The following is a 12,517-nucleotide window of genomic DNA, read 5'->3' on the forward strand; positions in this document are numbered from 1 at the left end:
CCGCAAAACCCCTTCGAGCCCCGTGATGCTGAACAAGCTGCTGCTCGCCGCCGTCGTCGTCCTCGCGGGCGTGGTCGTCTGGCAGGCGAGCGACGACGATGCGGCACCCGCGCCGGCCGCCGACGCCGAGGCGGTGCGCGAGCGCCTGGCCGACTTCGGCGACATCCAGGAGGTGACCCACGTCCCCGAGGCCGGTCTCTACCGGGTGCGCATCGGCGGCGAGAGCCTGTACGTGACCGAGGACGCCCGCTACCTGCTGGCCGGCGACCTGTACGATCTGGAGACCCGCGAGAACCTCACCCGCCGGGCACAGAGCGACACCCGGCGCGAGCGCCTGGCCGAGGTCGAGGCCTCGGACGCCGTCGTCTACGAGCCGGCCGCCGACGTGGCGCGAATCGGCACGGTCTGGGTGTTCACCGACGTGGACTGCCCCTACTGCCGCAAATTCCACGAGCAGATCGGGGATTACACCGCGCGCGGCATCGAGGTGCGCTACCTGGCCTATCCCCGCCAGGGACCGGGCAGCGAATCCTGGCGGCGAACCGAGGCGGTCTGGTGCGCCGAGGACCGCAAGCGGGCCCTCACCCGCGCCAAATCCGGCGCCGCGGTCGACGGCGGCGACTGCAGCACCGACCTGGTGGCCGAGCATTACGCGCTCGGCCAGGCGGTGGGCTTGCGCGGCACCCCCATGATCGTGGGCGTCGACGGGCGGGTCTACGGCGGTTACGTGTCGCCGGCCGACCTCGCCAAGCGGCTCGACGGGCAAGGCTGAGAACGCCCGGGACTTCCCGTGCGCCGGCGGCCGGATTAATCTGTAGGGCCATTTCCGGCGGCGCCGTCGCGAGGGACGGCCGGGAACAAACGGATCAGGGCATGACAGCCTCGAAACCCCTGGAAGACGCGATTCCGACCCCGACCCCGCGCGAAACGGTCTCGAACCAGACGCGGGACCGTCTCATGCGCGAGGCGATCACCCTGCTCTCGCGCGAGGGGCTGCGCGGCGTCTCCCTGCGCCGGATCGTGACCGCCGCGGGCGCCAGCAACCCGTCCGCCCTGCACTATCACTTCGGCAGCCGCGAGGCCCTGATCGAAGAGATCACCCGCAGCCTGCAGGCCTGGCTGGAGCCGCGCTGCCTCGCGGGCCTGGCGCCGCTGGAGGCGCACCTGGAGAGCGGCGACTACAGCGTGCGCGACGTGCTGGAGGCCCTGTTCCGGCCGATCATGCAGATGCTGACCGAGCCCGGTTACGGCATGGACGCGATCCGCTTCATCGCGCGCCTGGGCTGGGACTTCGGCCCCAAGGGCCAGGAACTGTCGGCGCAGATGCACGCCGAGAGCCTGAACCGCGGCTACCGCCTGCTGCAGCGGCTGTTGCCGGATCTGCCGGGCGAAACCCTGAAGTTCCGGCTGCTGCTGAACATGAACAACGTCTACTACGGACTCGCCTACCGCAGCTATCTCTGGCGCTCGCCCTTCGGACCCATGGGGATCGCGGCGCCCGAGCGCGGCCCCGAGCTGGAACGGCTGTTCATGGACTACCTGGTCGCCGGCATCCGCGGCTGAGGCCGGGCATGTCCCGCACGCTGATCGTCGTCGGCCTGCTGATCGCGCTGGCGGGCCTGCTCTGGCCCTGGCTGTCGAAACTGCCCCTCGGACGCCTGCCGGGCGACATCGTGATCGAACGCGAGAACCTCACCGTCTATATCCCGCTCACCACCATGATCCTGGTGAGCGTGCTCGGCAGCCTGCTGCTCTGGCTCTTCCGGCGCTAGATCGACCGACGACCGGCAGCTATCGGGTCGCCTCCAGCGCCGCCTCGAAGATGCCCAGGGCCTCGTCCACCTGGGCCTCGTCGACGATCAGCGGCGGCAGCCAGCGAACCACCTGGCCGCCGTAGGCGCCGCACTTGATCAACAGCAGACCGCGCTTCTCGCATTCCTTGACGATGCGGGCCACGCGCTCGCCGTCCGGACCGCCCTCGCCGTCCACCATGTAGGTGCCGAGCATCAGACCCTTGCCGCGAATGTCGCCGATGCCGCCGTCCTTGCCGGCGAGACGTTCGAGGCCGGCCCGGAGCTGCTCGCCGCGGGCCTCGGCGTTCGCCACCAGGCCTTCCTTCTCGATCACCTCGATGGTGGCCAGGGCCGCCGCGCAGGCCACGGCGTTGCCGCCGTAGGTGCCGCCCTGGGAGCCCAGCCAGCCCTTGGCCATGAGCGCCTCGGAGGCGCCCATGATCGACAGCGGAAAACCGCTGGCGATGCCCTTGGCGGTGATCAGCACGTCCGGCGTGACGCCGAAGTGCTCCAGCGCCCAGTAGCGGCCGGTGCGGCCGTTGCCGGACTGCACCTCGTCCACCATGAACAGCAAGCCGTGCTCCCGGCAACGGGCCTCGATCCCCTGCAGGAAGCCGCTATTGGCCGCCACGTAGCCCGACTCGCCCTGCACCGGCTCCACCAGCACCGCCGCGGTCTCGGCCGGCGTGCTGTAGGTGCGCAGGATGTGGTCGAACTCGCGCAGGCAGAACCGGTTGGTGGTCTCTTCGTCCCAGCCGTACCAGTAGGTATCCGGGTACGGCGCGACGATGGCGCCGCCCATCATCGGCTGGATACCCTGGCGGATCGGCGAACTGGAGGTCGTCAGGGACAGCGAGCCCATGGTGCGGCCGTGGAAACCGCCGCGGAACGCAATGATGTTGGGCTTGCCGGTGGCCTGGCGGGCCAGGCGGATGCTGGCCTCGATCGCCTCGGTGCCGGCGTTGGAGAAGAAAAAGCTGTCGATGTCGCCCGGCGTCATGCCGCCCAGCTTCTCCGCCAGCTTCAGGATCGGCGGATGCTTCACGATCGCGTACTGGCCGTGGACCAGGCGGCCCACCTGCTCGCGCGCGGCCTCGACCACGTGCGGGTGGCAATGGCCGGTGCTCAACACGCCGATCCCGGAGGTGAAATCCAGGTAGCGGTCACCGCCCTCGTCGAAGATATAGGCCCCCTCGCCGTGCGAGGCGACGACACCGCTCGACTGCTTGAGCAGCGGGGACAGGGATCCGTGGCGGTCGTGGCTCATGTTCTCGGCTCCTGGTGACTTGCTTGGTCCCGATTGTCCGGGCTCGGGGTCAGCCCTTCAATCAATCCGCGCGCAGGCGATGCACCACGGCATCGCCGACGGCGTCGGTGCCGCGGCGCTCGTCGCCGTGCTCCGACAGGTCCGCCGCGACCGCGGCGCGCAACCGGTCGCCGGCGGCGGCCGCGGCGGCGTCCTCCGTGCCCATCCAGTCCAGCATCATCGCCGTTGTCAGCAGCATGGCCGTCGGACCCGCCAACCCCTTGCCGGCGATGTCGGGCGCGCTGCCGTGGGTGGGCTCGAACATCGGCGGACGGCCGCGCTCGGCCGGGTTCAGGTTGCAGGACGGCGCCACGCCCATGCCGCCGTTCAGGACCGCGGCGAGGTCGGTCAGGATGTCGCCGTGCAGGTTCGACGCCACCACGACATCGAACGCCCAGGGCGAGGTGACGAACTTCATGCAGGCGGCATCCACCAACTCGTGATGGGTCGCCACGTCGGGGTAGTCGCGCGCCAGCGCGGCGAAGGTCTCGGTGTAGAGCTCGCCCCAGTGCTTGAGGGCGTTGCGCTTGGTCACCAGGCAGACCTGCGACGGCCGGCCGCCGAAATCCCGCTCGCGACCCTCGCGGGCCCGGGTGGCGGCCCGCTCGCGGGCGGCGGCAAAGGCGTGCCGGACGATGCGCTCGGTGCCGCGCCGCGTGAACACCGACGTCTGGGTGGCGATCTCGTGTGGGGTACCGGGGGCCAACCGCCCGCCCTGGCCCACGTATTCGCCCTCGCTGTTCTCGCGGATCACGAGCATGTCGATGTCCGCCGCGCGGGGGTCGGCCAAGTGTCGGGGCGCGCCCGGCAGCGGGCGGCAGGGGCGCTCGCAGGCCCACTGGTCGAAATGCTTGCGGATCTCCAGCAGCGGCGCCAGGGATTCGGCGTCGGAGAGCACGAAACGGTCGGGATCGTCCCCCGGTCCCGGGTCGCCGAGCGCGCCCAGCAGGATGGCGTCGAACTCGCCCAGCGTCGCCAGGTAATCCGGCGGCGCCATCCGGCCGTGCTCGCGATGCCAGGCGTGCGAGGGCCAGCCGAATTCCACGCGCTCGATCTCCGGCCCGTCGCCGGCACACAGGGCATCCAGCACCTTGCCGGCCTGCCGCATCACTTCCGGGCCGATACCGTCGCCGGGCAGGACGGCGACGCGCCATGTGGTACGCGCATTCATGCCCGGCACCATAGCAAAGCCGGTGGGGCCCGGCATACGCCGCGAGGGTTACTTGTTGAGCAAAAGCTTGCCGCTGCGCGTGCGACGCAGGCGATAACGCTCGTTCTCGTGGACGATGACCACCTCGTTGCATCCGGCGAACAGCGTTTCGCTGTTCACGGCGGGCAACGGCCGCACCGCGCCCGCGCCATCGGCACCGTCCGTGCGATCTTCCCGACGCCCACTCATTCGCATCTCCGTTGGCCTTTTATGCGAATGATAACGATTATCAATTATATTGCAAGCCGCCGGGAAAGCCGCCCTGCGCCCGGCCCCGAACGGGATCGGGCGCAGCGCGGAAGCGTCAGAAACTCAGTCGTGCCCCGAGGTGCCACTGACCCTTGAGATCGAAGTCGGGATCGTCGTTCACGCCCTGCTCGTCGATCTTGTAGTCCACCCCCTCGTAGGCGGCGACGAGGCCGAAGGCGTCGGTGAACTGGAGGATCACGCGCATCGCGTACTCCATGCCGCTCACGTCGTAATCGCCGATTTCGCCGTAGTCCACGTAGCCGATACTGGGATTGATCTCGATCGAACGCGACGGTGTCAGGCGCATGCCCAGATTGAGGCTGTAGCCGTCGCCATCCTCGTCGTCGAGGTCGATACGCTCGAACGAGGCCAGGCCGTACAAGTGGACATGCTCGCTGGAACGTCGGATCAAACCGATGCCCATCCCGGTGCGATCGACATCCAGATCCACGTCGTCGTCATCCGAGGACACGATCTTGTGATCGACCTGGAAAAAGGCATGCTCGCCGAGGGCCGCGGAGATTTCGCCGGCGTAACCGTCGGTGCCGAAGTCCTCGTCGACACCGGCCAGATCGTCGACCTCCGCGTCGCCCTTGATCACGGCGGCGGTAGCCTGGACGTAGTCGTAGTTGGGCGCCGCCAACGCGCAGGCGGGCAAGACGAACAGGACGGTCGCGGCAAGTCTTAAGCTTCCTTGCATGATTGTTCTCCCTGTTGAGGCAGCTCTGTGTTGCGGGATACCGCACAGGGGCAACTTAGCGGTCGCGCGACAAACATGCAAGAGCCCTTGTCTTAATCCGCTCTCGCCCCCGATTCACATTGACACGATCGATTGTGACCGGGCCCGCTTACAGGCGCAGCAAAGACAATTCAGGGCATTATCATGTGCGCCGCAGCATAATTTTATTTTCCATTTCAGACGCTTCCGGAACCGCACCGCGAAATCCGACAAGAGGTCTTGACATATATGCCGCGCCGCGCTATCCAATCACGTACCGTACACGGCTGCCTGCCAAGCGCCCGTCGCTACAGGTATGCGGACTGAAAGGGTCTGGGGGAGGTCGTTACGGGCCGCGACTCGGCGAGGGAAAGTCGGGGGAGCGGTGCGCAGGGAGGCGTCAGGGGGAGCCGCGTCCGCGGCTCCCCTCTTTCATGTCCCTCCGCGACAATCGATAATTTCCCTGTAATGTGACATTAAGTAATGTCACAGATAAATCGAACCATTATTCAAGAAAGGATCGTTTTCGAATTCCCAAACTGTTGTGCTAATCTTTCGCCGCAGACGGCAGAGCGTTCTGCCGCAAACCCTGGCCGGACGACCGTGACGGCCGTCGCGGCGGTGAGGACAAGGAGTGTTCGCAATGCGTGTATCGACCAATCCCTTCATCGGGCTTCTCGCGGGGTGCCTGCTCGTCGCACCCGGCATCGGCGCGGCCGGCGTCAGCCCGGAGGAGGCCGCCAAGCTCGGTGACCAGCTCACGCCGATCGGCGCCAATCCGAACGGCAACGAGGAAGGCACCATCCCGCCCTGGCGCGGCCCGTCGCTGTTCACCGAGGCGCAGCGCAACTACGACTACGAAGAGGTCGAGCACCTGCGCAAGAACGACCCGGACAAGCTCAACTTCATCAAGACCCAGCGTCCGGAGGCCCTGAAGCCCCGCTTCACGATCACGGCCGACAACTACCAGCAGTACGCCGACAAGCTCACCGCGGGCCACAAGCGCCTGTTCGAGTTGTACCCCGAAACGTACAAGATGCGGGTCTACCCGAGCGTACGCGGCACCTACTTCCCGGACGAGATCAACGAGGCCACCCGCAAGAACGCCGAGCGCGCCGGCCTGGAGGGCGTGAACGACGTCTACGGCGCGCGGCTCGGATTCCCTTTCCCGATCCCGCAGAACGGGGCCCAGGCGATCTGGAACCACAAGCTGCGCTTCCGCGGCTCGGCGGTGAAGCGCTACAACAACCAGGCCATCGTCGACGCCGACGGCAGCTACCAGATCACCAAGCTGATCGAGGACGTGCGCTTCGAGTACGCCAACCTCGAGGTCGAGGATCCCGAGAACCACGTGCTGGCCTACTACCTCCAGCGCACCCTGTCCCCGGCCCGCGTCGCCGGCCAGATCACCCTGGTGCACGAGATCTTCGGCAAGGGCACCTCCGGCCGCAACGCCTGGATCTACAACCCCGGCCTGGGCCGGGTGAACCGCGCGCCCGAGGTCGGCTACGACAATCCCTCACTGGGCTCCGACGGCCTCCAGTTCAACGACCAGATCAACATGTTCAACGGCTCGCTCGCCCGCTACAACTGGAAGCTGGTCGGCAAGAAGGAGATGTTCGTCCCGCACAACTCCTACGAGATCAACAGCGTGCGGCACTCGTACGACGAGATCATTCAGAAGGGCCACATCAACCAGAACCTGCCGCGCTACGAGCTGCAACGGGTCTGGGTGGTCGAGGCCAACCTGCGCGAGGGCACGCGCCACCAGTTCAAGAAGCGGGTGTTCTACCTGCACGAGGATTCCTGGGGCGTGACCATGGTCGACTGCTATGACAATCGCGACCAGCTCTGGAAATTCCAGGAAGGCCACCTGATCACCGCGCCGTACATTCCGACGGCGACCACGGTCCCGGAGGTGATCTACGACCTGCAGAGCGGCCGCTACTTCATGACCGCCATGATCAACGAGGACCGGGCGAACGACTTCGACGTCGAGTTCTCCCGCTCCCACTTCCAGCCCAGCAACCTCAAGCGCATGGGCCGGACCTTCTGAGTCCTCCCGCACGGCCCGATAGGGCCTGCGTTGACCCTGCCCGCGGCCCCACCGCGGGCTTTTTTTGTCCGTGACACTCTGCAGTATGCGGGCCTGGACGCCGATCGTACAATGGATTCGGGCGCCAGTAGCTCAGCCGGATAGAGCACCAGGCTTCGAACCCGGGAGTCGGGAGTTGACTCGCGCCTTCCATGGCGCTCGCCCTTCGGGCGATGCCGACGCATCGTCAATCCGGCTCTCCTGCCGGATTTATCGAGTCCTCCCTGGCGCGCCAACTAATCTACGGCTGAATCCAATCCGCTAGCCAGGATCTCCGGCTCCGATGACCCCGATCACGACGACTTGGCCTGTTTCGGCACCAGGTACCACAGGACGAGTGCGACCAGGAACAGCGCCGGGATATCGCCCAGCAGATTGGCCCGTTCGGTCTCGTCGGCCACGGCCTGGACCAGCATGATCCCGCCGTGGACGATGCTCGACCAGATGGTGAACCGGATCAGGCTGAGATTGGCCATCGGATCGCGCGCGGCCAGGATCAGGAAGACGCCCAGGGTGGCGTAGACCCCCATGATCATCTGCTCGTATTCGGGCTGGCGGGGTTCCCAGGCCCAACCCGCCGGCCATATCCACATCATCATGGGGAGCAGACCGAAGATGAATACGACGCCGAACACGCGCAGTGCCACGGCCAGGTACCGGAGTTTCGCCTCGTCACGCATGCCTTTCTCCCATCGTTATGGTTATCGGCGGGAACCGTAGCCGAATCTCAATCGGAATTGAAAGCGTCCGCCGCGACCTTCCACTCGCCGTCGATGCGCTCCCAGACGATCAGGTACTTGCCGCGCTCGACCGTCTCGCCGTCGGGACCGGACCGGGTGGTACGTGAAACGCCGATGTCGTAGGCGAGGTCGCCGCCGTCGGCCAGGCGCACAGCGACCGGATAGAAACGCAATGTCCGCCACGGCGGATCCGAGAGCGTCCGCTGCCACCAGTCGCGGATCTCATCGCGTCCGTGCAGGGGCGGCGAGCCGGCGGGCAGGAACCAGGCGTCCTCGGCATACAGATCCAGGATCGTGTCCACGTCGCCCCGGTTCACCGCCTCGACCCATTGCCGCTGCAGCGCCTCGATCCGGGCGCGGACTTCGCCCTCGGGGGTGGCCGCGAGGGCATCGCAAGCCAGGAGCAGGAGCGAGGCGACGATCGCTATCCGCAGGTTGCGCGTCATGGCCGCCCTCCCCCGTTCGGATGCCCCCCGATGATCGATCCCGAGCCGGTGGCACATCAACCGTGCCGCCCCGGCACGGACGGGGACCCGCCGGCGGGTCAGCGTCCCTGGGCGCCGCGCCGCAGCCAGTCGTGCACGAAGGCGAGCTTGCGGTGCGCGGCATCGGAGAGCACGAACGGATAGATGTCCGACAGCCCCATGGAACGGTTGACGTGGTTCACGCCCACGGCCAGGGACGCCGCGACATGGATCAGATAGCCCGGATCGGGCTCCGCGTACGGATCCCACCAGCCGCGGCTCGGCAACTCCGGCGAGGACAGGCCCGCCGCGACGAAACTGTCGGTGATATCGGTCAGATGCATCAGGTGCGCCGCGGTCTCGGCCCAGTCCTCGTGCGGATGCGCGGAGGCATAGGTAGTCAGGAAGCGCTGCTTCCAGTCGGGCGGCGGCCCGTCGTTGTAGTGGCGCTGGAGCGCGGCGGCATAATCCGCGCGCTCGTCGCCGAACACGGCGCGGAAGGCCTCCAGGAAATCCTCGCGCAGGCTCAGCCGCCACCAGAGCATGTGCGCGATCTCGTGGCGCATGTGGCCGATCATGGTGCGGTAGGGTTCGTCCAGGGCCTGGCGCCGTGTGGTGCGCAGGACCGGGTCCGCCTCGGCCACGCTGATGGTCACGACGCCCTGGGCATGGCCCATGGGTACCGGCGTCGGTCCCTCGGCGAGCATGTGGAACACAGGGCGCGTGCCCGGATCCTCCGGCCGGAACCAGTGCCAACGGCCCAGGTTGTCCAGTACCCAGCGCTTGGCGGCCTCGGTATGTGCCCAGTTGGGGATGGCGTCGGGTATCTCGGGGTCCGGCGCCAGCGCGGTCATGGCGCAGGACCGGCAGAAGGCGCCCTGTTCGGGCGCGATCCAGTTGCAGCCGATGATGTCCCGGTTGACGCAGAACGGCGGCGTGGGCAGGAAAGCCCGTGCCTGCGGATCATAGGCCACGGGAGTGCCGTCCGCGGTGGCCAGATTGTCGAACCAGAGCTGACCGGAACCGACCGGGTTGGAGAAAACGCGCATACCGCAAGGACTCCGGCGACGTGATAGGGGCGACCAGTCTGGAGCACAGCGGAGGTCACGACCAGCCCGTGCCGGTGGCCGACACCGCTGCGGTACCGGCCTCAGACCCGCTTCGCGCCGATGTTGAGCAGGGAAATGAACAGCGAGATCACGATCACGCTGAACAGGAAGGCGAAGCCCATCTGCCCGACCACCAGCGCCCACGAGGCCGTGTCCGCGGGCGTGTAGGCCGGCCCCAGCGAGAAGTGGATGGTCAGCGCCTGGACCAGCGCGTCCGGCGTATCGAGCGATGCCGCCGGCCGGTCGCCGACCGCGAAACGGCCGAGCCGTGCGTAGACGAACCCGAACAGGAAGCCGGCGGTGGCGTAGTTGACCAGGGCGAGAACGATCGCCCGCCCGCTGGCGGCGACCATGTGTCCCTCGGTGATCTTGCACTTGCCGAACAGGATCACCCCCAGTTCCTTGGCGAGGATGCCGAAAACCCGGAGCAAGGCCAGCCAGGCCACCCAGACGGGCACGAGGGCGGCGCCGAACCAAAGGGCGACGGCGGCGACCAGCCAGAGGGTGATATACGCCTCGGACACGGCGTAGCGCACGCGTCGCACGGCCTCCCAATCCGCGCCTCGGCCCCGCCGGGCAGCCTCCAGGCGCGCCAGCACGGCATCCGCCCACTTGTACGGCGACAGCCAGAAGCATCCCACCAGGAAGCGCTCCACGAGCGTCGCCGCGATCATGCCGCCACTCCCGCGGCGAGGGGCAGGCGCATGCCCGGCCGCAGCGATGCGAGCCCGTTGCCGGGCGCCTGCGCGGCCGTGCCGTATCCCGTGACGTAGACCCTGCGGTCCGGATATCCGCGCGCGAAAGCCGCCACCTCGGCGAAGCCGGCATGCTCCGGGGAGCCGCGTTCGCGTGCGTCCAGCACCACGGTCGGGGCACGGAACACCTGGCCGTACAGGGACTCGCAGACTCCCGAATCGCCGCCGTAGCCGAGCACCGGCCGGTCGTGACGGCTCAGGAGGAAGCCGTAACACGGCTCGGCATGCCGGGCACGCAGCAGCGTCAGACGCAGCCCCTGCCCCAGCTCGCACGGGCCGTCGGGCACGACCAGGTCGCAGAAGGCGGACAGCGGGCGGCCCGTGCTGCGCAGTTCATGAAGACGGTGCTCGCGCAGCCGCGGCGCGACCTCGGGGCCGGCGATCACCCGCGGGCGTCGTCCCGCCGCGGCCGCCTCGGCCAGGGTCACCGGCAGTTCGGCGGCATGATCGCTGTGGTTGTGGGTCACCAGGATCTGCGCCGGCAACGCGCCGAACGCGTCCCGGCAGGCACGCACGACCCCGAAACCGATATCCACCAGCAGCACCGGCGAGTCGTCGACCAGCAGCAGGAACGCGCTGCTGGCGCCGTCGCCGTGGACCGCGGTCGCGCCGCGGCCCGTGCCGAGACAATACAACGCCAATGCCGCGCCCGACGTCATCACCACTCCAACAGGGACCGGAAACCGGTCATGATAGCGGCAAGGCCGCGCCGCCGGTCACGCCGGCCGGTCGCCGCCACCCCAGACCGCCTCGGGAAACTTCGAGGCCCGCTCCCACCAGTCCACCATGTCGGCCTCGCTCATGGCGGCGAAATCCGGGATATGCCAGATCAGGGCGTCCGCCAGGCGCTCGCCCAGGCGCAGTTGCGATAGCCCCGTGGCGGTCTGTTCACGGTCCCACCCGGCCAATGCGGCATCGGTATCGTCCGTCGCCGCCAGGGCATCGGCCAGCGCCACGGCGTTGGTCATGCCCTTGAACACGCCGCTGCCGGTGAACGGCGGCGCGATCATGCCGGCATCGCCGGCCAGGCACATCCGGCCGCGGCGGTAACCCGGCAGCGTCATGGTGAACATGGCCTGGAGGGCATGGCTGTTGTGCCCGGACAGGGCGATATCGGCGAAGTACGGCGGCAGGTGCGGCGCCAGGAAACGGCGCAGGCGCTCGACGCGATCCCGCGGCACCGCCCCGAAGGGTACCGAGCCGAAGCCGCGTTCGCCGGCATCGTCGGTAAGCAGATCGTCCAGCTCCGCCGCCGGCACCCGCAGGTAGACGCCCCAGTTCACGACACGCTCGCCCGGTGCCATGGCGCCGCCCTCGCCGGGCACCAGGTAGAACACGAAATGCCCCTCGGGATACCGCACCCGATGCAGCGCGCCCTCCAGCGGCGCGGTGTCGGTCAGGTATCGTTCCGGCAGCAGCCCGCGCAGACCGGCGATGCCGGTGTATTCGAGCCGCGCCCCGGGAAACATCAGGCCGCGCCCGAGCGAACGGTAGCCGTCGGCGAACACCACCAGGTCGAAGCGGCCGGCGGGGGAGCCGTCGACCGCCAGCTCGACCTCGCGCCCGTCGCCGACGTGCCGGGCATCCGTGACCGGGCGACCGTACTCGATGTCGGCATCCGGCAGACGCCGGCGCAGCGAGGCATACAGGTCCTGCCAGCGCAGCAGCCGGATCGCCACCGGCGCCGCCCAGGGCGAACGCCCCAGCCGGCCGCCGTCGTCGGCGCGGGCGCTGTTCACGAGCCGCTCGGCGCGGAAGCCGGGCAGGTCCGCGTCCAGCAGGTCGCGCCCCTGCATCGCCTCGATCACGGGCTCCGGCGCGATGATGCCGGCGCCGCGACCGACCAGGCCGCCGGGACTGCGCTCGAAGACCCGTACCGCGTGCCCCTGCCGGCGCAGGGCCACGGCCGCGGTGCAGCCGGCGATCGAGCCGCCGACCACCGCGACGCGCAATGTGTTCGATGTCATATCCGCTCCCGGTTCGCGCCCGGACGCTACCCGGCGCGGCGGGCGGTGTCCAGGACCGGCGGCCGGCCGGGGCCGGGACACCGCCCCGTCAGCGACGTAGAATACGCCGCT

14 protein-coding genes are annotated in these 12,517 nt (G+C 68.4%); 4 read left to right on the forward strand and 10 right to left on the reverse strand.

Annotated elements, in window-relative coordinates:
- Positions 1-25 precede the first annotated feature (25 nt).
- The 3 genes from PC39_RS06760 to PC39_RS06770 all read left to right on the forward strand — a co-directional run bounded on the left by PC39_RS06760 (position 26) and on the right by PC39_RS06770 (position 1,772).
- Entirely contained in the window at positions 26-772 is a 747-nt protein-coding gene (locus PC39_RS06760; RefSeq protein WP_353252608.1) for a DsbC family protein, read from the forward strand.
- 101 nt (positions 773-873) lie between these two features.
- Positions 874-1,563, forward strand: a complete 690-nt coding sequence (locus PC39_RS06765; protein WP_353252609.1) for a TetR/AcrR family transcriptional regulator — start codon at positions 874-876, stop codon at positions 1,561-1,563.
- 8 nt (positions 1,564-1,571) lie between these two features.
- Positions 1,572-1,772, forward strand: a complete 201-nt coding sequence (locus PC39_RS06770) for a DUF2905 domain-containing protein (protein WP_353252610.1) — start codon at positions 1,572-1,574, stop codon at positions 1,770-1,772.
- A 19-nt stretch (positions 1,773-1,791) separates the two neighbouring features.
- On the opposite strand, the gene PC39_RS06775 is transcribed toward PC39_RS06770, so the two are convergent.
- From PC39_RS06775 to PC39_RS06790, 4 genes are all read right to left on the reverse strand, one after another.
- Positions 1,792-3,060 carry an aspartate aminotransferase family protein gene (locus PC39_RS06775; RefSeq protein ID WP_353252611.1) on the reverse strand — a complete coding sequence of 423 codons (1,269 nt, stop codon included), beginning with the start codon at positions 3,058-3,060 and terminating at the stop codon, positions 1,792-1,794.
- Positions 3,061-3,121: 61 nt separating this feature from the next.
- Entirely contained in the window at positions 3,122-4,270 is a 1,149-nt protein-coding gene (locus tag PC39_RS06780; RefSeq protein ID WP_353252612.1) for an isocitrate/isopropylmalate dehydrogenase family protein, read from the reverse strand.
- Between the two features lie 48 nt (positions 4,271-4,318).
- On the reverse strand, positions 4,319-4,498 hold the full coding sequence (gene hemP / locus PC39_RS06785) for a hemin uptake protein HemP (protein ID WP_353252613.1): 180 nt from the start codon (positions 4,496-4,498) through the stop codon (positions 4,319-4,321).
- Positions 4,499-4,613: 115 nt separating this feature from the next.
- Positions 4,614-5,258, reverse strand: a complete 645-nt coding sequence (locus PC39_RS06790; protein ID WP_353252614.1) for an outer membrane beta-barrel protein — start codon at positions 5,256-5,258, stop codon at positions 4,614-4,616.
- Between the two features lie 661 nt (positions 5,259-5,919).
- Between PC39_RS06790 and PC39_RS06795 the strand changes: the two genes are divergently transcribed.
- Positions 5,920-7,332, forward strand: coding sequence for a DUF1329 domain-containing protein (locus tag PC39_RS06795; protein WP_353252615.1), 1,413 nt, complete (start codon positions 5,920-5,922; stop codon positions 7,330-7,332).
- A 332-nt stretch (positions 7,333-7,664) separates the two neighbouring features.
- Here PC39_RS06795 and PC39_RS06800 read toward each other — a convergent pair whose 3' ends face one another.
- From PC39_RS06800 to PC39_RS06825, 6 genes are all read right to left on the reverse strand, one after another.
- Positions 7,665-8,051 carry a DUF6632 domain-containing protein gene (locus PC39_RS06800; protein ID WP_353252616.1) on the reverse strand — a complete coding sequence of 129 codons (387 nt, stop codon included), beginning with the start codon at positions 8,049-8,051 and terminating at the stop codon, positions 7,665-7,667.
- Positions 8,052-8,098: 47 nt separating this feature from the next.
- Positions 8,099-8,557 carry a YybH family protein gene (locus PC39_RS06805; RefSeq protein WP_353252617.1) on the reverse strand — a complete coding sequence of 153 codons (459 nt, stop codon included), beginning with the start codon at positions 8,555-8,557 and terminating at the stop codon, positions 8,099-8,101.
- 98 nt (positions 8,558-8,655) lie between these two features.
- Positions 8,656-9,624, reverse strand: a complete 969-nt coding sequence (locus PC39_RS06810) for a zinc-binding metallopeptidase family protein (protein WP_353252618.1) — start codon at positions 9,622-9,624, stop codon at positions 8,656-8,658.
- A gap of 101 nt (positions 9,625-9,725) precedes the next feature.
- Positions 9,726-10,358, reverse strand: coding sequence for a hypothetical protein (locus tag PC39_RS06815; protein ID WP_353252619.1), 633 nt, complete (start codon positions 10,356-10,358; stop codon positions 9,726-9,728).
- Positions 10,355-11,098, reverse strand: coding sequence for an MBL fold metallo-hydrolase (locus PC39_RS06820; protein WP_353252620.1), 744 nt, complete (start codon positions 11,096-11,098; stop codon positions 10,355-10,357). Before PC39_RS06820 ends, PC39_RS06815 begins: the two co-directional genes overlap by 4 nt.
- 57 nt (positions 11,099-11,155) lie before the next feature.
- Positions 11,156-12,406 (reverse strand): FAD binding domain-containing protein, encoded by a 1,251-nt coding sequence (locus PC39_RS06825; RefSeq protein WP_353252621.1) that lies wholly within the window; start codon positions 12,404-12,406, stop codon positions 11,156-11,158.
- Positions 12,407-12,517: the final 111 nt, after the last annotated feature.

Origin of the sequence: Salinisphaera sp. PC39, from assembly GCF_040361335.1 — a bacterium.
In the GTDB taxonomy this organism is placed as follows: Bacteria; Pseudomonadota; Gammaproteobacteria; order Nevskiales; family Salinisphaeraceae; genus APNM01.